We start from the raw sequence: 25,720 nt of genomic DNA, 5'->3' as shown, positions 1-25,720 counted from the left end.
TATTTATGTCAACAGTTGCGTTTCACACATTAGGTTGTAAAGTAAACCATTATGAAACTGAAGCAATCTGGCAATTATTTAAAGAAGCAAACTATGAGCGCGTTGACTTTGAAGCGAATGCTGATGTATTTGTTATTAATACTTGTACAGTAACGAATACAGGTGATAAAAAAAGTCGTCAAATTATTAGACGTGCAATAAGACAAAATCCTGATGCTGTAATCTGTGTAACAGGTTGTTATGCGCAAACTTCATCAGCTGAAATTATGGAAATTCCTGGTGTCGATGTAGTAGTTGGTACACAAGATAGACATAAACTATTAGGTTACATTGACGAATTCCGTAAAGAACGCCAACCAATTAATGGTGTTGGAAATATCATGAAAAATCGTAAATATGAAGAATTAGATGTCCCTTATTTTACAGATAGAACACGTGCGTCATTAAAAATTCAAGAAGGTTGTAACAACTTCTGCACATTCTGTATTATTCCATGGGCTCGTGGCTTAATGCGTTCAAGAGATCCGGAAAAAGTAGTTGAACAAGCGACGCAACTAGTGAATTCAGGATATAAGGAAATTGTATTGACGGGAATTCATACAGGTGGATATGGTCAAGATTTAAAGGATTATAACTTGGCCCAATTATTACGTGATCTTGAAACGATTAATGGATTAGAACGAATTCGAATTTCTTCAATTGAAGCAAGTCAACTTACAGATGAAGTAATTGACGTTTTAGAACGTTCAACAAAAGTTGTGCGTCATTTGCATATTCCATTACAATCTGGTTCAGATACAGTATTAAAACGTATGAGACGTAAGTATACAATGGATAGATTTTCAGAACGATTAACAAAATTGCATAAAGCTTTACCAGACTTGGCAGTTACGAGTGATGTAATTGTTGGCTTCCCAGGTGAAACTGAAGCTGAGTTCCAAGAAACATATGATTTTATCGTAAAGCATAAGTTCTCTGAACTGCATGTTTTCCCTTATTCTCCTAGAATTGGCACGCCAGCTGCAAGAATGGATGACCAAATTGATGAAGAAATTAAAAATGAACGCGTGCATAAGTTAATTACGCTAAGCAATCAACTCGGAAAGTTATATGCGTCTAAATTTGATCAAGATGTGCTTGAAGTAATTCCTGAGGAACAGGGTGACACAGAAGGTACATTAGTTGGATATGCAGATAATTATATGAAAGTACAATTTGAAGGTGACGAATCACTCATAGGTCAAATTGTAAAAGTTAAAATTACGCAAGCAAATTATCCATTAAATGAAGGGCAAGCAATTAAAGTTGTTGATTTTGCAACAAATAAATCTGATAGAGAAGTTTTAGTTTAAGTATTCCTTGATTCATACCATAAGGTTCCGTACTAAAGATATAGGTTTTGTAAAGTTGTTTTAACGGCTTCACAATTTACTATATAAGCAACTCTTCTCATTAAATAAATTATTAAGAGATTTTTAGAACAAAATCTAAAAGTCTTTGTGATTTTGATGTGAAATATGTTTCAAATAAAAAACAATTTACTAATTGACCATAAATTACAGATATATTATACTTATAAATGCATAGTTTTACTGTGCAATTGACTATAAAGTTCCGTTGATATTTGGAGGGAGGGAAATACAGATGTCTAAAACAGTAGTACGTAAAAATGAATCACTTGAAGATGCGTTACGTAGATTTAAACGTTCAGTTTCTAAAAGTGGAACAATCCAAGAAGTACGTAAACGTGAATTTTACGAAAAACCAAGCGTAAAACGTAAAAAGAAATCAGAAGCTGCACGTAAACGTAAATTCAAATAATTAATACCTCTGTTGACTCCCTCAACACGAATATTAATTATATAAAATAAACATCACAAGTTAGTGTCTGACACTAATATGTGATGTTTTTTTGTTGTCAATTTTTAATTAAAAAAAGTTATATAGTTTATAAATAATCAAATTGATATTCTATAGGTTCTTATAACTATAAAGTATATTCAATTTCATGTATAATTAATGTGAGGGCGAGGTGAAATTGTGAGTTATAATAATTTTTTACAAATGACGACTATCTTGGAATCAACGGCTGGAGATACTTGGGTTGAACAAGTTAGTAATATAATTGTTCAACCTATTTTTACGTTAATATTAACCTGTTTGACATTCTTAGGATTTGTATATCAACTTTACTCTAAAAAAATCAATGCAGCTGGTATTATCGCCACATTATCATTACTTATTTTATTTTTGGGATTTCTAATCCAAGGAAATGTCAATATGCATTCTATCTTAATATTCTCAATTGGCGTTATATTAGTTGTAATTGAATTATTTGTAGTTGGTGCAGTAATTGGTATTATTGGCATGATACTGATAACTATAAGCATAACAACGCTCGGTGATAATTTGCTATTTATGCTTGCGAATGTTATCGTTGCCTTGATTTTAACGATTGTAGAATGGGTGATATTAGTGAAGATTTTCAACAGAAAGATTCCGTTTTTGGATAAAGTTATCTTAAAAGATTCAACTAATTCTGAGTCAGGTTACAATTCTCATGATAACCGCTCGCACCTCGTAGGAAAGACTGCTCAAACAGTTACAGATCTTCGACCAGCAGGGATTATTTTTTGTGAAAATGAACGTATTGATGCTGTTTCAGATGGCAACTTTATTTTACGCAATAAAACGGTAAAAATCCTTGAAGTTGAAGGAACAAGAGTAGTTGTGAGGGAAGTAGATTAATTAAAAGGAGCGATACCATGTTTAGTTTAAGTTTTATCGTAATAGCAGTTATTATAGTAGTTGCATTACTTATTTTATTCTCATTTGTACCGATTGGTTTATGGATTTCAGCGTTAGCAGCTGGCGTTCATGTTGGTATAGGTACATTGGTTGGTATGCGTTTACGTCGTGTATCTCCAAGAAAAGTTATAGCGCCATTAATTAAAGCGCATAAAGCAGGACTAGCATTAACAACAAACCAATTAGAATCGCATTATCTAGCAGGAGGAAATGTGGACAGAGTTGTTGACGCTAATATTGCTGCACAACGTGCTGACATTGATCTTCCTTTCGAACGTGCTGCTGCAATTGACCTTGCAGGACGTGACGTATTAGAAGCGGTTCAAATGTCTGTTAATCCTAAAGTCATTGAAACACCATTTATCGCAGGTGTAGCAATGAACGGTATTGAAGTGAAAGCCAAAGCTCGTATAACAGTTAGAGCTAATATTGCTCGACTTGTTGGTGGTGCTGGTGAAGAAACAATCATCGCACGTGTTGGTGAAGGTATCGTTTCAACAATTGGTTCTAGTAAGCATCATACAGAAGTACTTGAAAACCCAGATAATATTTCTAAAACAGTATTAAGCAAAGGTTTAGATTCAGGTACTGCATTTGAAATTTTATCAATTGATATTGCTGACGTTGATATTAGTAAAAATATTGGTGCAGACTTACAAACTGAACAAGCATTAGCAGACAAAAATATTGCACAAGCAAAAGCTGAAGAACGTAGAGCTATGGCTGTGGCAACTGAGCAAGAAATGAAAGCGCGTGTACAAGAAATGCATGCTAAAGTAGTTGAAGCCGAATCTGAAGTACCATTAGCTATGGCTGAAGCATTACGTTCAGGTAATATCAGTGTTAAAGATTATTATAATTTGAAAAATATCGAAGCTGATACAGGCATGAGAAATGCAATTAATAAACGAACTGATCATAGTGATGATGAGTCACCTGAACATTAAGTCGAGAGGTGATTAAATGAGTGTCGGTATTCTAATTTTTGTCATATCAGTGATCATTTCTATCATTACTACTATGCGCGAAAATAGTCATAAAGATAGACAAAATCAAAAGCCACCTCAAAAAACATCTACCGATAATGAACCAAAAAAAGGTGGCTTTTTTGAAGAAATTGAGCGAACGTTTAAAGAAATAAGTGAAGAATTAAATGAAGAAGAAAAGAAATCATCGAAACGAAAATATGATGATACGTTACCACCTTTATTCGATGAACTTCCAAAGGAAGAGCCTAAATCGAAGCCTGTTGTAGAACCTATGGCACCTAAAAAACAACATGAAACAAAACCGATGACAGAGAAACCAATTACAGTGCCTAAAGCAGAACCGGTGGAACAGAAACATAGACCTTCTAGACAAGATAATTCTGACGAAATTAGACGTCAATTAGAAAAATCACTTAGAGATGATATTAAAACGATTCGTACTGACATTGATAGAGAAAAAGAAAAGCAAATTGCTAAAATGGAAAAAAGTGCTAGAGATATTATTGAGGATAAATACTTATCTGAACGTACAAAACGTTTGAAATTAAAGCAGTTGCTTAATTCTCAAAATGTCGAAAAAGATTTGACTAAATCAGCGTTCCAATTTGATAAAGATGAAGTAATCAATGGTATGATATGGTCAGAAATTTTAGCTAAACCAAAACAATTATAAAATTTTTTGAAAACAAGCACTATCATAATGGTAGTTGCTTGTTTTTTTACGTTAAGAATAATTGAAAAATAAAGAGAATCTTTCGAGAAATATTAGTTATTTAAATTACAACAAAAATTGATTAGTCTAAAATTGAATCTGCTTTTATGACAAGGTGAAAAGTATAAATGATCATTTTAAATTAAAGAAAAATGAGTAAGTCAATGCAAAGATGTTTAAATCAATCAATTGCATGATATAATTAAGTAGATATTAAAGCATCATAGAATGAATATAAATGATATATGAAAAGGAGCGCGTGTATGCCTGGAATTATACAAATAGACGATATGAACCAATCTCAAGCTTTAATTGGAAATAATGATGAACATTTAAAAGCAATTGAAGAGAGTTTCGATGTTGTCATCCATGCAAGAGGACAAGAAGTTGCCGTTAAAGGTACAAAAATAGAAAACGTAGAAAAAGCGGAATCAGTATTAATCAATTTGCTGAAGGTTATTGATTTAGGTAATAATATTACAATTAAAGATGTTGAAGCAGCTATTAAAATGGCGCATAATAACACAATTCAACATCTGTTAGATTTATATGATGAAGAGATAACTAAAGATGCATTTGGTAAGACGATTCGTGCGAAAACGATGGGGCAACGTATATATGTTAATGCCATGAAAAATAATGATTTAGTATTTGGTATAGGTCCTGCTGGTACAGGTAAGACATTCTTAGCTGTAGTTTATGCAGCAAAGCAACTCCGTAAAGGTGCTGTTAAACGTATTGTATTAACAAGACCTGCTGTTGAAGCAGGAGAGTCACTTGGATTTTTACCAGGAGATTTGAAAGAAAAGGTAGATCCATATTTAAGACCTTTATATGATGGTCTATATACTGTTCTTGGGCGTGAACAAACAGAGCGATTTATTGAAAGAGGCATTATCGAAATAGCGCCACTTGCATATATGCGCGGACGAACATTAGAAGATGCATTTGTAATTCTTGATGAGGCGCAGAATACGACACATGCGCAAATGAAAATGTTTTTAACAAGACTAGGATTTGGCTCAAAAATGGTAGTTACTGGTGACCAAACTCAAATAGATTTACCTAAAGGTGTTAAAAGTGGACTTAAGGAAGCGGTCAGTAGGTTACACAACGTTAAAGGTATAAGTATATTGAAATTAGATCAGAGCGATGTAGTAAGACATCCATTGGTAAGTAAGATCATTGAACATTATGAAGGAGAGAATTAAATGTTTACGATAGATTTTAGCGATCACACAGGCTTAGTTAAAGATGCTTGGTATAAACAAATTGAAGATTTATTAGAATTTGCTAAAAAAGAAGAGCATATAGAAGACGATGCTGAGCTTTCTGTTACATTTGTAGATAAACAAGAAATACAAGAAATTAATCGAACATATAGAGATAAAGATAAAGTTACAGATGTAATCTCATTTGCTTTAGAAGAAGATGAGCCAGATATTGATTTTAGTGGTCTTGATATACCACGTGTTTTAGGGGATATAATTATCTGTACGGATGTAGCGCAAGAACAAGCAAACAATTATGGACATTCTTTTGAACGAGAATTAGGATTTTTAGCATTACATGGATTTTTGCATCTATTAGGTTATGATCATATGACTGAAGCGGATGAAAAGGAAATGTTTGGTCGACAAGATACAATATTAAACGCATATGGATTAACACGAGACTAATTATGAAAAGGTTTAAATATGCACTTGATGGGCTGAAAATCTTAATTCAAAAAGACTATAAATTTCTTTTACATGTGTTTGCAATGATTGTTGCTATTGTCTTTGGTCTCGTACTAAATATTAATAGGATTGAGTGGATATTTATACTCATTGCTATTGCATTAGTTCTAACTGTTGAAGCTTTAAACACTGCTATTGAATATGTTGTAGATCTAGTGACCGTTGAATATCATGATTTAGCTAAATACGCTAAAGATATAGCGGCTTTTAGTGTACTTATAGTTTCAATATTAGCATTTATTATAGGTTTAATAGTATTTTTACCACATTTTATAGCGTTATTTTAGGGAGGCATATATGAGTTATCAACCTCATTATTTTCAAGAAGTTAGAAAAGCACAACAAGAATCATATTCGCCATACAGTCATTTTAAAGTAGGGGCTTATTTAAAAACGAAAGATGGTAGAACTTTTTATGGTACCAATGTAGAAAATGCTTCTTATCCATTATCGATATGTGCTGAACGAGCTAGTTTGGTATCGGCAATTTCTCAAGGATACAGACCAGGTGATTTTGAATCAATAACTGTAACCGTAGATGCAGATAAACCGTCATCACCTTGTGGTGCATGTCGTCAAGTTTTGAAGGAATTATGTGATGATGATATGCCTGTGTATATGACAAATCATAAAGGAGATATGGTTATGATGACAGTCGCAGAGTTACTACCATTTGGATTTTCAGGAAAGGATTTAGAATAAATGACAGAACATAAATCAGGATTTGTTTCAATTATAGGTAGACCAAATGTAGGGAAGTCAACATTTGTTAATAGAGTGATTGGCCATAAAATAGCAATCATGTCCGATAAAGCTCAAACAACTAGAAATAAAATTCAAGGTGTAATGACAAGAGATGATGCGCAAATTATATTCATTGATACGCCAGGTATTCATAAACCTAAACACAAATTAGGTGACTATATGATGAAAGTCGCTAAAAATACATTATCTGAGATAGATGCAATCATGTTTATGGTTAATGCCAATGAGGAAATTGGACGAGGCGATGAATATATTATAGAAATGTTGAAAAATGTTAAGACACCAGTATTTTTAGTATTAAATAAAATAGATTTAGTGCATCCAGATGAATTAATGCCAAAGATTGAAGAATATCAAAGTTATATGGACTTTACAGAGATTGTACCTATTTCAGCATTAGAAGGGCTAAATGTAGATCATTTTATTGATGTATTAAAGACGTATTTACCCGAAGGACCTAAATATTATCCAGATGATCAAATTTCAGACCATCCTGAACAATTTGTAGTGGGTGAAATCATTCGTGAAAAAATCCTTCATCTTACAAGTGAAGAAATCCCTCATGCGATTGGTGTTAATGTGGACCGTATGGTTAAAGAAAGCGAAGATCGTGTTCATATCGAAGCAACTATATATGTTGAAAGAGATTCGCAAAAAGGAATTGTCATTGGAAAAGGCGGTAAAAAGTTAAAAGAAGTAGGAAAACGTGCGAGACGTGATATAGAAATGCTTCTAGGTTCTAAAGTTTACTTAGAATTATGGGTCAAAGTTCAAAGAGACTGGCGAAACAAAGTTAACTTTATTCGCCAAATTGGTTATGTTGAAGACCAAGATTAATCTTAAAAGTGGTGAAGATAATTGTTAATGCGCCAAAAAGGGATTATCATCAAAGCAGTTGATTATGGTGAATCTGATAAAATTATTACGATTTTAAATGAGCATGGTGCAAAAGTACCACTTATGGCAAGGCGTGCTAAAAAAGTTAAGACGGGTTTACAAGCGCAAACGCAATTGTTTGTTTATGGTTTGTTTATTTACAATCAGTGGCGAGGTATGGGAACGTTAAATTCTGTAGATGTTATTAGTCAACATTATAAATTACAAATGGACCTTTACGTAAGCAGTTATGCGTCTCTGGCAGCTGAAACTATTGAGCGCTCAATGGATGAAGGTGACATTGCACCATATAACTATCAATTATTACAATTTGTTCTTGAAAAAATAGAATCAGGTACTTCTGCACAGTTAATGTCAGTCGTTGTTATGTTAAAGTGTATGAAACGATTTGGTTTTACCGCATCATTTAATCGCTGTGCTGTGAGTGGTAATGACACACAAGCTGATTTAATAGGCTATAGTTTTAAATTTGACGGTGCGATTTCAAGGCAAGAGGCTTCTAAAGATGTACATGCAGTTATATTATCGAATAAAACACTATACTTATTAGATGTATTACAAAAATTACCAATAGATAAAATGAATTCATTGAATATCCATCAAGAAATTATTGATGAAATGTCAGAAATCATTTTAATGTTATATCGTGAATATGCAGGTATGTTTTTTAAAAGTCAGAAACTAATCAACCAATTAAAAAGATTGGAACAATAACATAAAATAATAAAAGGTATTCAAGTAGCCACATAGATGTGTTTATTTGAATACCTTTTTCGAATAGAAAAGAGATACTGGCAATTTTACTAACCAGTATCTCTTTTTATAAATTATATAGCCACCACATATGGTGGAGAGTCTTTTTAATTAGAATTTTGTTTTTTCAGTTAAGAAAGCTTCTAACTCTGAGATTGGCATACGAACTTGTTCCATTGAATCTCTGTCACGTACTGTAACTTGATTATCTTCTAATGAATCAAAGTCGAATGTTACACAATAAGGTGTACCGATTTCATCTTGACGACGGTATCTCTTACCGATAGATTGTGATTCATCGAAATCGATTGAGAATTTAGAACTTAATTGCTCAAAAATCTTAATCGCTTCGCCAGATAATTTCTTACTTAAAGGTAAAATCGCTGCTTTATATGGTGCTAATGCAGGATGGAAGTGTAAAACTGTACGTGCATCTTTACTACCTTCAACGCCTTCTTCATCATATGCATCACATAAGAAAGCTAATGTTACACGATCTGCACCAAGTGATGGCTCGATACAATATGGAATATATTTTTCGTTCGTTTCTGGATCATGGTATCTGAAATCTTCACCAGAGTGTTCAGCATGTTTACGTAAGTCGAAGTCTGTACGACTTGCGATACCCCATAACTCACCCCAACCAAATGGGAATTTATATTCAATATCAGTTGTTGCATTTGAGTAATGAGATAATTCATCTTCATCATGATCACGTAAACGCATATTTTCACTGTTCATATTTAAGCTTGTTAACCAGTCACTTGCAAAAGTTTTCCAATAATTTTGCCATTCGATTTCTTCACCAGGTTTACAGAAGAATTCAAGTTCCATTTGTTCAAATTCTCTTGTTCTGAAAATGAAGTTACCTGGAGTGATTTCATTACGGAATGATTTACCAATTTGACCGATACCAAATGGTAATTTTTTACGCATTGAACGTTGCACGTTTTTATAGTTTACAAAAATACCTTGAGCTGTTTCAGGACGTAAGAAAATTTCATTTGTAGAATCTTCAGTTACACCTTGGAATGTTTTAAACATTAAATTGAATTGGCGAATTTCAGTCCAGTTAGCAGTTTTACTTACAGGACAAACAATACCTTCATCGTCAATAATTTTTTTCATTTGTTCAAAACTTAAACCATCGGCAATGAAGTTTTCATCACCTTTAACATCTTGCATATAATCTTCAATTAATTTATCAGCGCGATATCGAATTTTACTATCTTTATTATCAATCATTGGGTCGTTGAAGTTGTTTAAGTGTCCTGAAGCTTCCCATACTTTTGGATTCATTAAGATTGCAGCATCGATACCAACGTTAAACGGTGATTGTGTAATGAATTTTTGCCACCAAGCTTTTTTAACATTATTCTTTAATTCAACACCTAAAGGACCATAATCCCATGTGTTTGATAAACCACCGTAAATATCACTACCAGGGAACACAAAACCTCTGTGTTTTGCTAATGAAACAATTGTATCCATATCTTTTGCCATAATTACCTCTCCTCATACATGAAAACGCCCCATGGAAAATAACAGCATAGTAAATATGCTTTACTTCCATGGGACGAGTTAATATTTTAAATTGTATATAATACAAAATAAGTTACGTATTTAACCCGCGGTTCCACCCAAATTAGTGTAGTCACTCGCTTTTATTTTAAAATGATTCGTTGCGCCAATCTTATTGTTAAGCTTACACTATCCTTAACTCGCTGTACGTTTATTCTAATTGATAGATTATTTAAAGGCAAGTAAAATTAATGTGTTTGTGACATGAAAGAAATATCGGTATAATAATAAGTGAATAAAAAAGGGGTGAAGACCTATAGAACTCAGTCAAAGACAAGAACGAATCATCGAAATTGTTAAAACTCAAGGACCCATTACTGGTGAACAAATAGCAGATAAGTTGAATTTAACAAGAGCAACGCTCAGACCAGATTTAGCGATATTAACAATGTCAGGTTTTTTAGAAGCGCGTCCCCGAGTTGGATATTATTATTCAGGTAAATCAAAAGGTAAATTTTTTAATGAAAAACTTCGACAATTTGAGGTTAAGGACTATATGTCTCAACCTGTTGTGCTAAGAGAGAATACAACAGTTTATGACGCTATTTGTACAATTTTTTTAGAAGATGTAAGTACATTATTTATTATTAATGAAGATAACGATTTTGTTGGTGTGTGTTCAAGAAAAGATTTATTAAGAGCTTCAATGATTGGAGCAGATATTCATACAGTACCTATCAGTGTAAATATGACACGTATGCCTAATGTCACTTATTTAGAGGAAAGCGAATTAGTCATATACGCAGCAGATAGAATGATTGAAAAAGAAATTGATTCGATTCCAATTGTAAGAAAAAAAGATAATCAAAAGTATGAAGTAATTGGAAGAATTTCCAAAACAACAATAGCTAAGTTATTAGTAGCATTATATAAAGAATAGGTGAGAAGTAATGGAAAAAATTAAAATTATCGTAGCCTCAGATTCTATAGGTGAAACGGCAGAGTTAGTTGCTAGGGCAGGTATTTCACAATTTAATCCTAAGCAATGTAAAAATGAATTATTAAGATATCCGTATATTGAATCTTTTGAAGATGTTGATGAAGTGATTCAAGTTGCTAAAGATACAAATGCTATCATTGTTTATACACTTATTAAACCTGAAATGAAGCAATATATGAGTGAGAAAGTAGCAGAATTCCAATTGAAGTCCGTCGATATTATGGGGCCATTAATGGATTTATTATCAGCATCGGTTGAAGAAAAACCTTATAATGAGCCAGGTATCGTTCATAGATTAGATGATGCATATTTCAAGAAAATTGATGCGATAGAGTTTGCAGTTAAATATGATGATGGTAAAGATCCTAAAGGATTACCTAAAGCTGATATTGTTTTACTTGGTATTTCGAGAACTTCAAAGACACCATTATCTCAGTATTTAGCGCATAAGAGTTACAAAGTTATGAATGTACCGATTGTACCAGAAGTGACACCGCCAGATGGCTTATATGATATTGATCCAAAGAAATGTATCGCACTTAAAATAAGTGAAGAAAAATTAAATCGCATTAGAAAAGAGCGATTAAAACAATTGGGACTAGGTGACACAGCTCGTTATGCAACAGAAGCTCGAATCCAAGAAGAATTGAATTACTTTGAAGAAATCGTAAGTGAAATTGGATGTCCTGTCATTGATGTTTCTCAAAAAGCAATCGAAGAAACAGCGAACGATATAATCCATTATATTGAACAAAATAAATCGAAATGATTTCATTTTTGTCAAAAATTAGGTATAATAGTATAACTAATGCTTAATAGGTGATTTAATTTGCGAATAGATCAATCGATCATTAATGAAATAAAAGATAAAACCGACATTTTAGACTTGGTAAGTGAATATGTAAAATTAGAAAAGAGAGGACGCAATTATATAGGTTTGTGTCCTTTTCATGATGAAAAGACACCTTCATTTACAGTTTCTGAAGATAAACAAATCTGTCATTGTTTTGGTTGTAAAAAAGGTGGCAATGTTTTTCAATTTACTCAAGAAATTAAAGACATATCATTTGTTGAAGCGGTTAAAGAATTAGGTGATAGAGTTAATGTTGCTGTAGATATTGAGGCAACACAATCTAACTCAAATGTTCAAATTGCTTCTGATGATTTACAAATGATTGAAATGCATGAGTTAATACAAGAATTTTATTATTACGCTTTAACAAAGACAGTCGAAGGCGAACAAGCATTAACATACTTACAAGAACGTGGTTTTACAGATGCGCTTATTAAAGAGCGAGGCATTGGCTTTGCACCCGATAGCTCACATTTTTGTCATGATTTTCTTCAAAAAAAGGGTTACGATATTGAATTAGCATATGAAGCCGGATTATTATCACGTAACGAAGAAAACTTCAGTTATTACGATAGATTTCGAAATCGTATTATGTTTCCTTTGAAAAATGCGCAAGGAAGAATTGTTGGATATTCAGGTCGAACATATACCGGTCAAGAACCAAAATACCTAAATAGTCCTGAAACACCTATCTTTCAAAAAAGAAAGTTGTTATATAACTTAGATAAAGCACGTAAATCAATTAGAAAATTAGATGAAATTGTATTACTAGAAGGTTTTATGGATGTTATAAAATCTGATACTGCTGGCTTGAAAAACGTTGTTGCAACAATGGGTACACAGTTGTCAGATGAACATATTACCTTTATACGAAAGTTAACATCAAATATAACATTAATGTTTGATGGGGATTTTGCGGGTAGTGAAGCAACACTTAAAACAGGTCAACATTTGTTACAGCAAGGGCTAAATGTATTTGTTATACAATTGCCATCAGGCATGGATCCTGATGAATACATTGGTAAGTATGGCAACGACGCATTTACTGCTTTTGTAAAAAATGACAAAAAGTCATTTGCACATTATAAAGTGAGTATATTAAAAGATGAAATTGCACATAATGACCTTTCATATGAACGTTATTTGAAAGAACTGAGTCATGACATTTCACTTATGAAGTCATCAATTCTACAACAAAAGGCTATAAATGATGTTGCGCCATTTTTCAATGTTAGTCCTGAGCAATTAGCTAACGAAATACAATTCAATCAAGCACCAGCCAATTATTATCCAGAAGATGAGTATGGCGGTTATATTGAACCTGAGCCAATTGGTATGGCACAATTTGACAATTTGAGCCGTCAAGAAAAAGCGGAGCGAGCATTTTTAAAACATTTAATGAGAGATAAAGATACATTTTTAAATTATTATGAAAGTGTTGATAAGGATAACTTCACAAATCAGCATTTTAAATATGTATTCGAAGTCTTACATGATTTTTATGCGGAAAATGATCAATATAATATCAGTGATGCTGTGCAGTATGTTAATTCAAATGAGTTGAGAGAAACACTAATTAGTTTAGAACAATATAGTTTGAATGATGAACCATATGAAAATGAAATTGATGATTATGTCAATGTTATTAATGAAAACGGACAAGAAACAATTGAGTCATTGAATCATAAATTAAGGGAAGCTACAAGGATTGGCGATGTAGAATTACAGAAATACTATTTACAGCAAATTGTTGCTAAGAATAAGGAACGCATGTAGCATGTGATTTTAAAGAATAATACGAATAATGATTATGTCAAAATGTATAAGGGTAAATGATAGTTACCGCATTTAAACAACACTATTGAAAAATAAATATTGGGATTAGTTCCTATTTGTAAAATAAAATTAAAAATATGGATGAATTAATTAAGAATTTAGTTTAAAATAGCAATATTGAATAAATTTCGAATGTTCATATTTAAAATCGGGAGGCCGTTTCATGTCTGATAACACAGTTAAAATTAAAAAACAAACAATTGATCCGACATTAACATTAGAAGATGTTAAGAAGCAATTAATTGAAAAAGGTAAAAAAGAGGGTCATTTAAGTCATGAAGAAATTGCTGAAAAACTTCAGAATTTTGATATCGACTCTGATCAAATGGATGATTTCTTTGATCAATTAAATGATAATGATATTTCACTAGTTAATGAAAAAGATAGTTCAGATACTGACGAGAAACTGAATCCAAGTGATCTTAGTGCCCCTCCAGGTGTTAAAATAAATGACCCAGTTCGTATGTACCTTAAAGAAATTGGGCGTGTTAACTTATTAAGTGCACAAGAAGAAATCGAATTAGCCAAACGTATTGAACAAGGTGATGAAGTAGCAAAATCAAGACTTGCAGAAGCGAACTTACGTTTAGTTGTAAGTATTGCTAAAAGATACGTAGGTCGCGGTATGTTATTCCTTGATTTAATCCAAGAAGGTAATATGGGTCTTATTAAAGCTGTTGAAAAATTTGACTTTAACAAAGGATTTAAGTTTTCAACATATGCAACATGGTGGATTAGACAAGCAATCACTCGTGCAATTGCTGACCAAGCACGTACGATTCGTATCCCTGTGCATATGGTAGAAACAATTAATAAATTAATTCGTGTTCAACGTCAATTATTACAGGACTTAGGTCGAGATCCAGCACCAGAAGAAATTGGTGAAGAAATGGATTTACCAGCAGAAAAAGTTCGTGAAATTTTAAAAATTGCGCAAGAACCAGTTTCATTAGAAACGCCAATTGGTGAAGAAGATGATAGTCATTTAGGAGACTTTATTGAGGATCAGGAAGCACAAAGCCCTTCAGATCATGCTGCTTATGAATTATTAAAAGAGCAATTAGAAGATGTGCTTGATACATTAACTGATAGAGAAGAAAATGTATTACGATTAAGATTTGGTCTTGATGACGGCAGAACAAGAACACTTGAAGAAGTTGGTAAAGTTTTCGGTGTTACACGTGAACGTATTCGACAAATCGAAGCAAAAGCACTTAGAAAATTAAGACATCCAAGTCGTAGTAAACGTTTGAAAGACTTTATGGATTAATTTATATCAATTTTAATGATTGATACCAAGACATGAATAAGCGCTTATTTATTTTTAGATTAAGATTTAACTTGAGTGAGGTTGGTACATTGAATAATGTTCAACCTCTTTTTTCATAAAGGAGAATAAAATGATTTCGTTAAATAACCGATTAACAACGGTAAGTCGATTTTTAAAACAAGGTACAATCGCGGATATTGGCTCAGATCATGCTTATTTGCCAATCTATGCAATTCAAAACCATTTATGCGATTATGGTATTGCAGGAGAAGTTATTCAAGGCCCTTTTCAAGCTGCTGTGAAAAATGTAGCTGCAAATCAATTAGTAGAAAGAATTGATGTACGTTTAGGGGATGGCTTAAGTGTTATTAATCCTGAGGACGTAATCGATAATATCACAATTTGTGGTATGGGCGGACCACTTATTGCTAAAATTTTAAAAGATGGGCAAGATAAGTTAAGTCAACATCCAAGGTTGATTTTACAAAGTAATATCCAAACTGAAAATTTAAGACAAACATTACAACAATTGAATTATGAAATAATTGATGAAATAATAATGGAAGAAAAAGGCCATATTTATGAAATTGTTGTAGCAGAATATTCTACGCAATTAATAGAGCTATCATCTGATGAATTGAAATTCGGACCAAAATTGCTGAACAACAAAAATGAATATTTTATAAAAAAATGGCAAAGAGAGTTAGAAGCACTTTATCATATTAAATCGAAACTCAATACTGAACAACATCATCAACGTTTAGCTCAAATTAATGACGAAATTGCTGTAATTGAAAGGGTGTTATAGTAATGAAAATAGCTGATTTAATGACATTGTTAGATCATCATGTGCCATTTAGAACTGCTGAATCTTGGGATAATGTAGGATTGTTAATAGGTGATGAAGATGTTGAAGTTACTGGTGTTTTAACAGCATTAGACTGTACGTTGGAAGTAGTAAATGAAGCAATCGAAAAAGGTTATAATACTATTATTAGTCATCATCCTCTAATCTTTAAAGGTGTAACATCATTAAAAGCTAATGGTTATGGTTTAATTATTAGAAAACTAATTCAACATGACATTAATTTAATAGCGATGCATACAAATTTAGATGTAAATCCTCATGGTGTCAATATGATGTTGGCGAAGGCGATGGGATTGAAGAACATTTCAATAATAAATAATCAACAAGATGTATACTATAAAGTTCAAACATATATACCTAAGGATAATGTTGGACCATTTAAAGATAAGCTTAGTGAAAATGGATTAGCACAAGAAGGTAATTATGAATATTGTTTCTTTGAAAGTGAAGGAAGAGGGCAATTCAAACCAGTTGGTGAAGCTAATCCAACAATAGGACAAATTGATAAAATTGAATATGTAGATGAAGTTAAAATTGAATTTATGATAGATGCATGTCAAAAGTCAAGGGCTGAGCAATTAATTAAACAATACCATCCATATGAAACACCGGTATTTGATTTTATTGAGATAAAACAAACATCCCTTTATGGACTTGGCGTTATGGCAGAAGTGGATAATCAAATGACATTGGAAGATTTCGCAGCTGATATTAAATCTAAATTAAATATCCCAAGTGTCCGATTTGTTGGTGAGTCTAATCAGAAAATTAAACGTATTGCAATTATTGGTGGTTCAGGTATTGGATATGAATATCAAGCTGTTCAACAAGGCGCAGATGTCTTTGTTACAGGTGATATTAAACATCATGATGCCTTAGATGCTAAAATTCATGGTGTGAACTTAATTGATATTAATCATTACAGCGAATATGTGATGAAAGAAGGTTTAAAAACGTTACTAATGAATTGGTTCAATACAGAAAAAATAAATATAGATGTTGAAGCATCTACAATTAATACAGATCCATTTCAATATATTTAAACTAAAATCTCGGGATTTCTAAATTTTGAAATTTCGAGGTTTTAATATTTTTATTTAAAATAGCACATTTATACTTTATAATAGTAAAGATGAACATATAAGGAGGCCAAATCATGGCAAAACATCCATTCGAACAATTTAATCTAGAATCTAGTTTAATTGACGCTGTGAAAGACCTTAATTTTGAAAAACCAACTGAAATTCAGAATCGAATTATTCCAAGAATACTAAAGAGAACAAATTTAATTGGTCAATCTCAAACGGGTACAGGGAAATCTCATGCATTTTTATTACCATTAATGCAGTTAATTGATAGTGAAATAAAAGAACCACAAGCAATCGTAGTTGCACCAACAAGAGAACTTGCACAACAACTATACGATGCAGCGAACCATTTAAGCCAATTTAAAGCTGGTGTTTCAGTTAAAGTTTTTATTGGTGGTACAGATATAGAGAAAGATAGACAACGTTGTAATGCACAACCACAATTGATTATAGGTACCCCTACTAGAATTAATGACTTAGCTAAAACGGGACATTTACATGTGCACTTAGCATCATATTTAGTTATTGATGAAGCGGATCTTATGATTGACTTAGGATTAATTGAAGATGTAGATTACATTGCTGCAAGATTGGAAGATAATGCAAATATTGCGGTGTTTAGTGCTACAATTCCACAACAGTTACAACCATTTTTAAATAAATATTTAAGTCATCCAGAATATGTAGCTGTCGACAGTAAAAAACAAAATAAAAAGAACATCGAATTCTTTTTAATACCTACTAAAGGTGCAGCTAAAGTTGAAAAGACTTTAAATTTAATTGATATACTAAATCCATACTTATGTATTATTTTCTGTAATAGTAGAGATAATGCAAATGATTTAGCACGTTCACTAAATGAAGCTGGTATTAAAGTTGGTATGATTCATGGTGGTTTAACGCCACGTGAACGTAAACAACAAATGAAACGTATACGTAATTTAGAATTCCAATACGTTATTGCCAGCGATTTAGCATCTCGTGGTATTGATATTGAAGGTGTTAGTCATGTCATCAATTTTGATGTGCCAAATGATATTGACTTCTTTACACATAGAGTCGGCCGAACTGGCCGTGGGAATTATAAAGGTGTAGCAATTACGCTTTATAGTCCTGATGAAGAACACAATATTTCATTAATAGAAGATCGAGGTTTTGTTTTCAATACTGTTGATATTAAAGATGGTGAGTTAAAAGAAGTTAAAGCGCACAATCAGCGTCAAGCAAGAATGCGCAAAGATGACCATTTAACTAATCAAGTGAAGAACAAAGTTCGAAGTAAAATTAAAAACAAAGTTAAACCAGGTTATAAGAAGAAATTTAAACAAGAAGTTGAAAAAATGAAACGTCAAGAGCGTAAACAATTTAGTAAGCAGCAAAATAGACAAAAACGTAAGCAAAACAAAAAAGGTTAGGTGTGTTTTATGTTATTAGGATCACATGTTTCAATGAGTGGTAAAAAGATGTTAGAAGGTTCTGCTATAGAAGCGCATGAATATGGTGAAACAACATTTATGATTTATACTGGTGCACCTCAAAACACGCGCCGTAAAAGTATTGAAGATTTAAATATAACTAAAGGTCATGAAGTGATGGAAAAATATGGCTTATCTAATATTGTTGTTCATGCACCATACATCATTAATATTGCAAATACAACCAAACCAGAAACGTTTAATCTTGGTGTAGATTTCTTGCAACAAGAAATTGAAAGAACGCAAGCTATAGGCGCTAAAGATATTGTATTACATCCAGGTGCGCATGTTGGAGCTGGTGTTGATGCCGGAATTAATAAGATTATTGAAGGATTAAATGAAGTTTTAACGAATGACAATAATGTACGTATTGCGCTTGAAACGATGGCAGGTAAAGGTACAGAGATTGGTCGCTCGTTTGAAGAGTTAGCACGTATTATTGATGGAGTTCATAATAACGAACGTTTATCAGTATGTTTTGATACATGTCATACGCATGATGCTGGATATAATGTGAAAGAGGACTTTGATGGCGTATTAAATGAATTTGATAAAATCATTGGAGTCGACAGAATTAAAGTTGTTCATGTCAATGATTCTAAAAATGACCGTGGCGCTCAAAAAGACCGACATGAAAATATTGGCTTCGGTTACATTGGTTTTGATGCATTAAATTACATTGTGCATCATGATAGTTTTAAAGATATTCCGAAAATCTTAGAAACACCTTATGTTGGTGAAGATAAGAAAAATAAAAAACCGCCATATAAACTTGAAATTGAAATGTTAAAACAACAGCAATTTGACCCAGATTTAAAAAATAAGGTTATGCAACAATAAAATGATAATGCTCTCTTCAAGAAATGCGATAAATAAAACTTGAAGGGGGCATATCTCTTTATTTTGTCTAATTTTGAGTCGTAAACATTACTGTTTACATATGTTACTAGGAGTTGTATAGTTGAATGCGAGGTGAGAATACGATGACACCAGTCTTTGAATTGAAAAATGTCAATTACTACTATGATCATAAAAAAGTGTTAGAAAATATAAACATTAAAATAAATAAAGGTGAATTTTTAGCAATTGTTGGACCAAATGGTGCTGGTAAATCAACATTATTGAAGTTGATTCTAGGATTATTACCTTTACAAAGTGGTGAGATTTTTGTTGAAGGTATTGATTTTAAAAATAAGAAAACATCAATTAAATTAAGCTATGTATCACAAAAAGCAAATGCCTTTAATTCAGGTTTCCCAGCAAGTGTTAAAGAAGTTGTTTTAAGCGGATTAACAAAGACAAAACGTCTTTTCCAAACATTTAATAACAAAGATAATGAAAAAGTGATTAAAGTACTAGAAAGACTGAATATAAGTGATTTAATTCATAAAAATATAGCAGAATTATCAGGTGGTCAACAACAACGTGTAATGATTGCTCGAGCATTGATTTCAGAACCTGCAGTATTAGTACTTGATGAACCGACGAATGGTATTGATGCAAAACATGTAAGTGAATTTTATAATACTTTAGATCAATTAAAACAAGAAGGTATCACTATTATCTTAGTTACTCATGATATTGGTGTTGTAGCAGATACTGCTACTGAAGTAGCATGTTTAAATAAGCATTTGCATTTCCATGGTACAACTGATGAGTTTAAATCACTTGATGAAGTTGAAATTTCAAAAATTTATGGACATCCTGTACGTTTTGTCGATCATCAGCATAATCGAGAATGTTGTAATTAATAAAGATTTGAGTTTATTTAAAATGGAAAGGCGTGTCACAATTGATAGATGCATTATTGAATTTTGATTTTATGAGGTACTCTTTAATTAGTGGTATCTTGATAGGTTTTATTGCGCCTCTAATCGGTGCTTTTATCGTTGTTAGACGACTATCACTTATAGCTGATGCTCTAAGCCATGTAACTTTAGGTGGTATATCTTTCGGTATGTTTTTACTTACTATTATGCCAACACTAGTATTTATTAATCCAATGTGGTTTGGAATCTTATTCGCAATAGTAGGTGCGCTTCTAATTGAAAAATTAAGAACGTCATACACTGCTTACCAAGAAATTGCTATTCCAATTATAATGAGTGCTGGTATCGCCTTGAGTGCAATCTTCATTTCATTAGCTGATGGGTTCAATCAAGAAATTGTTGGATTGCTATTTGGCTCAATAAGCGCAGTGAATATAAGTGATTTAACAACGATTATTGTCATTGCCATCATAGTTGTTCTGTTTATTACATTGTTTTATAAAGAATTATTTATATTGTCATTTGATGAGGAATATAGTAAAGTCATTGGCATTCCTAAATGGATTCAATTTTTATTTATTGTTATTGTAGCGATGGTTATTTCTGCCTCAATGCGTGTTGTAGGGATACTGTTAGTAAGTGCGTTAATCACGTTACCAATTGCAATAAGTATGAGAATAACAAAAAGTTTTAAGCAATTGATATTACTAAGTGTATTTTTAGGTGAATTATCAGTAATATTAGGCTTAGTCCTAGCTTTCTATATGGACATTTCTCCGGGTGGTGTAATTGTAGTTCTACTAGTTATTTTACTTATGATTACAATGGCTTATCAGAAAATGCGAATGAAGTTTAAAAAGGGAGCTAATATCAATGAATACAAATGATGCTATTAAAATTTTAAAAGAGAACGGTTTAAAATATACAGATAAACGTAAAGATATGTTAGATATTTTTGTCGAAGAAGATAAGTATATAAACGCAAAGTATATACAACAAGTTATGGATGAAAATTATCCTGGAATTTCATTCGACACAATATATAGAAATCTGCACTTATTTAAAGATTTAGGGATTATTGAAAATACAGAACTTGATGGTGAAATGAAGTTTAGAATCGCTTGTACAAACCATCATCATCATCATTTTATCTGTGAAAAGTGTGGAGATACAAAGGTAATAGATTATTGTCCAATAGATCAGATAAAATTATCACTACCTGGTGTTAATATTCACAAACACAAACTTGAAGTTTATGGTGTATGTGAGTCTTGCCAAGATTAATATAAAGAAATGAGATTTATGCACATTTGGTCAGATGTATGCATAAATCTCATTTTTTTAAATTATAGAAGATAAAGGTTCATTTCATACTCCGTTCGTATGATTTTATGGCAAATCTGTTAACTTTTTATATACAAAATGTTTAATTATTTTTGATTTGAGTTATATTAAATGAGTAGAGAAAATAATAAGTAGTAGAATTTAAGCAAATTCTTTGTTGAACCAGTCACTGCTTGTTATTATTTACTTACAGACATTTTAGGAGGATGATTATTTATGGCTTTTGAATTACCAAAATTACCATACGCATTTGATGCATTAGAACCACATTTTGACAAAGAAACTATGGAAATTCACCATGACAGACATCATAACACTTATGTTACGAAATTAAATGCTGCAGTAGAAGGTACAGATTTAGAATCTAAATCTATTGAAGAAATTGTTGCTAATTTAGACAGTGTACCAGCTAACATCCAAACTGCTGTACGTAATAATGGCGGTGGACATTTAAACCATTCATTATTCTGGGAGTTACTTTCACCAAACTCAGAAGAAAAAGGTACTGTAGTAGAAAAAATTAAAGAACAATGGGGTTCTTTAGAAGAATTTAAAAAAGAATTTGCTGACAAAGCAGCTGCACGCTTTGGTTCGGGTTGGGCTTGGTTAGTCGTAAACAATGGCCAGTTAGAAATTGTGACTACACCAAACCAAGATAATCCATTAACTGAGGGTAAAACACCTATTTTAGGTTTAGACGTATGGGAACACGCTTATTACCTAAAATATCAAAACAAACGCCCTGACTACATTGGCGCATTTTGGAATGTAGTTAACTGGGAAAAAGTTGACGAATTATATAATGCAACAAAATAAAGTATGATTACTTGTTCGGTCTCTTAAATGAGACCGTTATTTTTTTGTCAAAAAGATAGAAATAATTTCTAAATTCATATATGATTTAAAGTGAAAGACTTTGAATAGAGGTAGGTAGTTTTGTTAAAAAGACTAAAAGAAAAATCAAATGATGAAATCGTTCAAAATACAATTAACAAGAGAATTAACTTTATATTTGGTGTGATTGTATTTATTTTTGCAGTACTAGTACTACGTTTAGGTTATTTACAAATCGCACAAGGCTCACATTATAAACAAATTATAAAAAATGATGAAAACATTACAGTGAATGAGTCTGTGCCAAGAGGTCGTATTTTAGACAGAAATGGGAAAGTTTTAGTTGATAATGCTTCTAAAATGGCTATTACATATACTAGGGGTCGAAAAACAACACAATCGGAAATGTTGGATACGGCTGAAAAGTTATCGAAGCTAATCAAGATGGATACTAAGAAGATTACAGAACGTGATAAGAAAGATTTCTGGATTCAGTTGCATCCTAAAAAAGCAAAAGCAATGATGACAAAAGAACAAGCTATGTTAGCAGATGGAAGTATTAAACAAGATCAATATGATAAACAACTGTTATCGAAAATCGGAAAATCACAATTAGATGAATTGTCTTCTAAAGATTTACAAGTTTTAGCCATTTTTCGAGAGATGAATGCAGGAACAGTTTTAGATCCACAAATGATAAAAAATGAAGATGTCAGTGAAAAAGAGTATGCAGCAGTTTCTCAGCAACTTTCCAAATTACCAGGTGTTAACACGTCTATGGATTGGGATAGAAAATATCCATATGGCGACACTTTAAGAGGTATATTCGGAGATGTATCGACACCTGCTGAAGGTATTCCAAAAGAATTGACAGAACATTACTTATCCAAAGGATATTCACGCAATGATCGTGTTGGAAAATCTTACCTAGAATATCAATATGAAGATGTATTGCGTGGTAAGAAGAAAGAAATGAAATACACAACGGACAAATCTGGTAAAGTTACATCTTCAGAAGTGTTAAATCCTGGCGCTCGCGGTCAAGATTTGAAATTAACGATCGATATAGATCTTCAAAAAGAAGTAGAAGCATTATTAGATAAACAAATTAAGAAGCTTCGCAGCCAAGGTGCAAAAGATATGGATAATGCTATGATGGTTGTACAAAATCCTAAAAATGGAGACATTCTTGCGCTTGCCGGAAAGCAGATTAATAAGAGTGGTAAAATGACTGATTATGACATTGGTACGTTTACTTCTCAATTTGCGGTTGGATCTTCTGTAAAAGGTGGAACATTATTAGCTGGTTATCAGAATAAAGCTATCAAAGTTGGAGAAACAATGGTCGATGAACCATTACATTTCCAAGGTGGTTTGACAAAACGATCATACTTTAATAAAAACGGGCATGTATCTATTAATGATAAGCAAGCTTTGATGCATTCATCAAACGTATATATGTTTAAAACAGCATTAAAATTAGCGGGAGACCCTTATTATTCTGGCATGGCTTTACCTTCAGACATAAGTTCACCTGCCCAAAAGCTAAGAAGAGGATTAAATCAAGTAGGCTTAGGTGTGAAAACAGGTATAGATTTACCAAATGAAACAAGAGGTCAAATCGAACCATTAACAAATAATCCAGGTAATTATCTAGATTTATCAATTGGTCAATATGATACCTATACACCATTACAATTATCACAATATGTTTCAACTATAGCGAATGATGGTTATAGAATACAGCCACACATTGGATTAACGATTCATGAATCAACTAATAAAGATGAGGTTGGTCCACTCAAGAAGAAAATTAATGGCACCGTCTTGAACAAGGTTAATAATACTGAAAAAGAAATCAAACAAATTCAAGAAGGATTCAAAATGGCATTTAATGATAAAGATGGTACTGGATATGTTAGTTTTAAAGATACAGTAGTCCCTACTGCTGGTAAAACGGGTACCGCTGAAGTGTTCCAAAACGGAGAGCCAAGAGTTAACTCTACTTATATAGGATACGCGCCAATTGATGATCCAAAATTAGCGTTTTCAATTGTATATACAAATCAGCCTGTACCACCACCATGGTTAACAGGTGGAGACTTAGGTAGAGATGTAATTAACTACTACTTTAAGCAGTTAGGTAAAGATGATAAAAATAAAGACAAAGACAAATAAAATTTAGCCTGACGATTGTGTAGCGCATGGTTGTAAAATTTTAACTTTGCAAATATTATAGATGTTGGTATAATAATAAAGTCGTATTTAGAAATGATAAGGAGGAATAACCATGCGCGTAAACGTAACTTTAGCTTGTACGGAATGTGGTGACAGAAACTACATTACAACTAAGAACAAAAGAAATAATCCAGAACGTGTTGAAATGAAGAAATTCTGTTCACGTGAAAACAAACAAACTTTACACCGTGAAACAAAATAATCATTAAAATTAAATTTAAATTAACAATAAAAAAGGTGAAATCTCAAAATAAGAGGTTTCACCTTTTTAATTGTGCACACGTATGAAATGATAAAAGATTTTCAATTGAAATAATAAATTTTAGAATTGTCGCATAATTCATCATGACAACATAATGACATGTATTGTTATTAACGATATAATAGAATTGAATAAAGTGGGTGATAATGTGACTAAAAATGAGATTAGAAAATACATTTTACATAAAATGAAGAATTTTAATAAAGCTGAAAAGCGAAAAGCAGACACATGGTTAAGAAATCAATTTTTTTCAACTGAAGAATACAAAGAAGCAAACGCAATTGCGCTAGTTCTTTCTTTTAATCATGAAGTAGATACTTTTTCTATAATTGAACAAGCCTTAATGGATCATAAACGTATTTTTGTACCGAAAATGGATTATTTAAACCATCAAATGACTTTTAAAGAGATATTTAATCTCAAAGATATTGATGTCGATAATAAGGGGATTTACTATCCAACTTCAAAAGGTGAAACAACGAATAACCTAGATTTAATTGTTGTTCCTGGTGTCGGATTTCAAAACGATGGATATAGAATTGGGTATGGTGGTGGCTATTACGACAGGTTTTTAGCTAATTATCAGACAAAGACAATAAGCTTATTATACGATTTTCAAATAACATCATTTGAACCGGAATCATTCGATCAACCAGTCGATAAATTGATTATATATCAATCAGCATAGTGGAGGACTAA

At 32.2% G+C, this 25,720-nt stretch carries 27 protein-coding genes; 26 read left to right on the top strand and 1 reads right to left on the bottom strand.

Annotation, left to right across the window (positions count from 1 at the left end; all coding sequences use genetic code 11):
* Nucleotides 1-5: 5 nt before the first annotated feature.
* The 11 genes from mtaB (at nt 6) to recO (ending at nt 8,624) form a co-directional block, all read left to right on the top strand.
* Entirely contained in the window at nt 6-1,352 is a 1,347-nt protein-coding gene (mtaB, locus tag JV528_RS01740; RefSeq protein WP_000108667.1) for a tRNA (N(6)-L-threonylcarbamoyladenosine(37)-C(2))-methylthiotransferase MtaB, read from the top strand.
* Between the two features lie 292 nt (nt 1,353-1,644).
* On the top strand, nt 1,645-1,821 hold the full coding sequence (rpsU, locus tag JV528_RS01735; protein ID WP_000048060.1) for a 30S ribosomal protein S21: 177 nt from the start codon (nt 1,645-1,647) through the stop codon (nt 1,819-1,821).
* Nucleotides 1,822-2,064: 243 nt separating this feature from the next.
* Nucleotides 2,065-2,748: an NfeD family protein gene (locus JV528_RS01730; RefSeq protein ID WP_001802667.1), complete on the top strand. Its 684-nt coding sequence runs from the start codon at nt 2,065-2,067 to the stop codon at nt 2,746-2,748.
* 17 nt (nt 2,749-2,765) lie between these two features.
* The gene (floA, locus tag JV528_RS01725) at nt 2,766-3,755 is read left to right on the top strand and encodes a flotillin-like protein FloA (protein ID WP_000492112.1); all 990 of its coding nucleotides are present in this window, start codon (nt 2,766-2,768) and stop codon (nt 3,753-3,755) included.
* A gap of 16 nt (nt 3,756-3,771) precedes the next feature.
* The gene (locus JV528_RS01720; protein WP_000110599.1) at nt 3,772-4,470 is read left to right on the top strand and encodes an SPOR domain-containing protein; all 699 of its coding nucleotides are present in this window, start codon (nt 3,772-3,774) and stop codon (nt 4,468-4,470) included.
* A 302-nt stretch (nt 4,471-4,772) separates the two neighbouring features.
* Complete coding sequence (locus tag JV528_RS01715; RefSeq protein WP_001117767.1) at nt 4,773-5,720, top strand: PhoH family protein; 948 nt, start codon at nt 4,773-4,775, stop codon at nt 5,718-5,720.
* Nucleotides 5,721-6,188 carry an rRNA maturation RNase YbeY gene (gene ybeY / locus JV528_RS01710; protein ID WP_000494130.1) on the top strand — a complete coding sequence of 156 codons (468 nt, stop codon included), beginning with the start codon at nt 5,721-5,723 and terminating at the stop codon, nt 6,186-6,188.
* A 2-nt stretch (nt 6,189-6,190) separates the two neighbouring features.
* Nucleotides 6,191-6,535 carry a diacylglycerol kinase family protein gene (locus tag JV528_RS01705; RefSeq protein ID WP_000819532.1) on the top strand — a complete coding sequence of 115 codons (345 nt, stop codon included), beginning with the start codon at nt 6,191-6,193 and terminating at the stop codon, nt 6,533-6,535.
* A 10-nt stretch (nt 6,536-6,545) separates the two neighbouring features.
* Nucleotides 6,546-6,950 (top strand): cytidine deaminase, encoded by a 405-nt coding sequence (cdd, locus tag JV528_RS01700; protein WP_000121871.1) that lies wholly within the window; start codon nt 6,546-6,548, stop codon nt 6,948-6,950.
* A complete protein-coding gene (gene era, locus JV528_RS01695; RefSeq protein ID WP_000134765.1) occupies nt 6,951-7,850 on the top strand; it encodes a GTPase Era in 900 nt (299 codons plus the stop codon).
* Between the two features lie 27 nt (nt 7,851-7,877).
* Complete coding sequence (gene recO / locus JV528_RS01690) at nt 7,878-8,624, top strand: DNA repair protein RecO (RefSeq protein WP_014532636.1); 747 nt, start codon at nt 7,878-7,880, stop codon at nt 8,622-8,624.
* A gap of 150 nt (nt 8,625-8,774) precedes the next feature.
* Here the strand turns inward: recO and JV528_RS01685 are convergent, their stop codons facing one another.
* Nucleotides 8,775-10,166 (bottom strand): glycine--tRNA ligase, encoded by a 1,392-nt coding sequence (locus JV528_RS01685; protein ID WP_001030076.1) that lies wholly within the window; start codon nt 10,164-10,166, stop codon nt 8,775-8,777.
* 334 nt (nt 10,167-10,500) lie between these two features.
* Here JV528_RS01685 and ccpN point away from each other — a divergent pair, with 334 nt between their 5' ends.
* The 15 genes from ccpN to JV528_RS01610 all read left to right on the top strand — a co-directional run bounded on the left by ccpN (nt 10,501) and on the right by JV528_RS01610 (nt 25,709).
* On the top strand, nt 10,501-11,124 hold the full coding sequence (ccpN, locus tag JV528_RS01680) for a transcriptional regulator CcpN (protein ID WP_001794939.1): 624 nt from the start codon (nt 10,501-10,503) through the stop codon (nt 11,122-11,124).
* A gap of 10 nt (nt 11,125-11,134) precedes the next feature.
* Nucleotides 11,135-11,953, top strand: coding sequence for a pyruvate, water dikinase regulatory protein (locus JV528_RS01675; protein WP_000411298.1), 819 nt, complete (start codon nt 11,135-11,137; stop codon nt 11,951-11,953).
* Between the two features lie 60 nt (nt 11,954-12,013).
* Nucleotides 12,014-13,813 (top strand): DNA primase, encoded by a 1,800-nt coding sequence (gene dnaG, locus JV528_RS01670; protein WP_001217248.1) that lies wholly within the window; start codon nt 12,014-12,016, stop codon nt 13,811-13,813.
* Nucleotides 13,814-14,036: 223 nt separating this feature from the next.
* Nucleotides 14,037-15,143, top strand: coding sequence for an RNA polymerase sigma factor RpoD (rpoD, locus tag JV528_RS01665; protein ID WP_001283055.1), 1,107 nt, complete (start codon nt 14,037-14,039; stop codon nt 15,141-15,143).
* A 130-nt stretch (nt 15,144-15,273) separates the two neighbouring features.
* On the top strand, nt 15,274-15,951 hold the full coding sequence (locus tag JV528_RS01660; protein WP_000624575.1) for a TrmK family tRNA methyltransferase: 678 nt from the start codon (nt 15,274-15,276) through the stop codon (nt 15,949-15,951).
* 2 nt (nt 15,952-15,953) lie between these two features.
* Nucleotides 15,954-17,054: a Nif3-like dinuclear metal center hexameric protein gene (locus JV528_RS01655; protein ID WP_000683917.1), complete on the top strand. Its 1,101-nt coding sequence runs from the start codon at nt 15,954-15,956 to the stop codon at nt 17,052-17,054.
* 113 nt (nt 17,055-17,167) lie between these two features.
* On the top strand, nt 17,168-18,514 hold the full coding sequence (locus JV528_RS01650) for a DEAD/DEAH box helicase (RefSeq protein WP_001062177.1): 1,347 nt from the start codon (nt 17,168-17,170) through the stop codon (nt 18,512-18,514).
* Between the two features lie 9 nt (nt 18,515-18,523).
* Nucleotides 18,524-19,414, top strand: coding sequence for a deoxyribonuclease IV (locus JV528_RS01645; RefSeq protein WP_000924213.1), 891 nt, complete (start codon nt 18,524-18,526; stop codon nt 19,412-19,414).
* A 125-nt stretch (nt 19,415-19,539) separates the two neighbouring features.
* Nucleotides 19,540-20,325 carry a metal ABC transporter ATP-binding protein gene (locus JV528_RS01640; protein WP_001213904.1) on the top strand — a complete coding sequence of 262 codons (786 nt, stop codon included), beginning with the start codon at nt 19,540-19,542 and terminating at the stop codon, nt 20,323-20,325.
* A 41-nt stretch (nt 20,326-20,366) separates the two neighbouring features.
* Nucleotides 20,367-21,230, top strand: coding sequence for a metal ABC transporter permease (locus tag JV528_RS01635; RefSeq protein WP_000564316.1), 864 nt, complete (start codon nt 20,367-20,369; stop codon nt 21,228-21,230).
* Nucleotides 21,217-21,627, top strand: coding sequence for a Fur family transcriptional regulator (locus JV528_RS01630; protein WP_001095260.1), 411 nt, complete (start codon nt 21,217-21,219; stop codon nt 21,625-21,627). The genes JV528_RS01635 and JV528_RS01630 overlap by 14 nt, the downstream gene beginning before the upstream one ends.
* 276 nt (nt 21,628-21,903) lie before the next feature.
* The gene (locus JV528_RS01625; protein ID WP_000863556.1) at nt 21,904-22,503 is read left to right on the top strand and encodes a superoxide dismutase; all 600 of its coding nucleotides are present in this window, start codon (nt 21,904-21,906) and stop codon (nt 22,501-22,503) included.
* A 120-nt stretch (nt 22,504-22,623) separates the two neighbouring features.
* The gene (locus tag JV528_RS01620; RefSeq protein WP_000919769.1) at nt 22,624-24,699 is read left to right on the top strand and encodes a peptidoglycan D,D-transpeptidase FtsI family protein; all 2,076 of its coding nucleotides are present in this window, start codon (nt 22,624-22,626) and stop codon (nt 24,697-24,699) included.
* Between the two features lie 112 nt (nt 24,700-24,811).
* Nucleotides 24,812-24,961 carry a 50S ribosomal protein L33 gene (gene rpmG / locus JV528_RS01615; protein WP_001265709.1) on the top strand — a complete coding sequence of 50 codons (150 nt, stop codon included), beginning with the start codon at nt 24,812-24,814 and terminating at the stop codon, nt 24,959-24,961.
* Nucleotides 24,962-25,169: 208 nt separating this feature from the next.
* Entirely contained in the window at nt 25,170-25,709 is a 540-nt protein-coding gene (locus JV528_RS01610; protein WP_000164552.1) for a 5-formyltetrahydrofolate cyclo-ligase, read from the top strand.
* Nucleotides 25,710-25,720 lie beyond the last annotated feature (11 nt).

The sequence above is a fragment of the Staphylococcus sp. GDB20D11A genome (assembly GCF_016893255.1).
Lineage (GTDB): Bacteria > Bacillota > Bacilli > Staphylococcales > Staphylococcaceae > Staphylococcus > Staphylococcus aureus.
Note: the sequence above shows the minus strand (reverse complement) of the source record. Positions and strands in the feature narration are given on the sequence as shown.

Excerpts from the sequence above, each read along its gene's own strand:
- mtaB (WP_000108667.1), top strand. The coding sequence starts at position 6 with ATGTCAACAGTTGCGTTTCACACATTAGGTTGTAAAGTAAACCATTAT.
- rpsU (WP_000048060.1), top strand. The coding sequence starts at position 1,645 with ATGTCTAAAACAGTAGTACGTAAAAATGAATCACTTGAAGATGCGTTA.
- JV528_RS01730 (WP_001802667.1), top strand. The coding sequence starts at position 2,065 with ATGACGACTATCTTGGAATCAACGGCTGGAGATACTTGGGTTGAACAA.
- floA (WP_000492112.1), top strand. The coding sequence starts at position 2,766 with ATGTTTAGTTTAAGTTTTATCGTAATAGCAGTTATTATAGTAGTTGCA.
- JV528_RS01720 (WP_000110599.1), top strand. The coding sequence starts at position 3,772 with ATGAGTGTCGGTATTCTAATTTTTGTCATATCAGTGATCATTTCTATC.
- JV528_RS01715 (WP_001117767.1), top strand. The coding sequence starts at position 4,773 with ATGCCTGGAATTATACAAATAGACGATATGAACCAATCTCAAGCTTTA.
- ybeY (WP_000494130.1), top strand. The coding sequence starts at position 5,721 with ATGTTTACGATAGATTTTAGCGATCACACAGGCTTAGTTAAAGATGCT.
- JV528_RS01705 (WP_000819532.1), top strand. The coding sequence starts at position 6,191 with ATGAAAAGGTTTAAATATGCACTTGATGGGCTGAAAATCTTAATTCAA.
- cdd (WP_000121871.1), top strand. The coding sequence starts at position 6,546 with ATGAGTTATCAACCTCATTATTTTCAAGAAGTTAGAAAAGCACAACAA.
- era (WP_000134765.1), top strand. The coding sequence starts at position 6,951 with ATGACAGAACATAAATCAGGATTTGTTTCAATTATAGGTAGACCAAAT.
- recO (WP_014532636.1), top strand. The coding sequence starts at position 7,878 with ATGCGCCAAAAAGGGATTATCATCAAAGCAGTTGATTATGGTGAATCT.
- JV528_RS01685 (WP_001030076.1), bottom strand. The coding sequence starts at position 10,166 with ATGGCAAAAGATATGGATACAATTGTTTCATTAGCAAAACACAGAGGT.
- JV528_RS01675 (WP_000411298.1), top strand. The coding sequence starts at position 11,135 with ATGGAAAAAATTAAAATTATCGTAGCCTCAGATTCTATAGGTGAAACG.
- rpoD (WP_001283055.1), top strand. The coding sequence starts at position 14,037 with ATGTCTGATAACACAGTTAAAATTAAAAAACAAACAATTGATCCGACA.
- JV528_RS01660 (WP_000624575.1), top strand. The coding sequence starts at position 15,274 with ATGATTTCGTTAAATAACCGATTAACAACGGTAAGTCGATTTTTAAAA.
- JV528_RS01655 (WP_000683917.1), top strand. The coding sequence starts at position 15,954 with ATGAAAATAGCTGATTTAATGACATTGTTAGATCATCATGTGCCATTT.
- JV528_RS01650 (WP_001062177.1), top strand. The coding sequence starts at position 17,168 with ATGGCAAAACATCCATTCGAACAATTTAATCTAGAATCTAGTTTAATT.
- JV528_RS01645 (WP_000924213.1), top strand. The coding sequence starts at position 18,524 with ATGTTATTAGGATCACATGTTTCAATGAGTGGTAAAAAGATGTTAGAA.
- JV528_RS01640 (WP_001213904.1), top strand. The coding sequence starts at position 19,540 with ATGCGAGGTGAGAATACGATGACACCAGTCTTTGAATTGAAAAATGTC.
- JV528_RS01630 (WP_001095260.1), top strand. The coding sequence starts at position 21,217 with ATGAATACAAATGATGCTATTAAAATTTTAAAAGAGAACGGTTTAAAA.
- JV528_RS01625 (WP_000863556.1), top strand. The coding sequence starts at position 21,904 with ATGGCTTTTGAATTACCAAAATTACCATACGCATTTGATGCATTAGAA.
- rpmG (WP_001265709.1), top strand. The coding sequence starts at position 24,812 with ATGCGCGTAAACGTAACTTTAGCTTGTACGGAATGTGGTGACAGAAAC.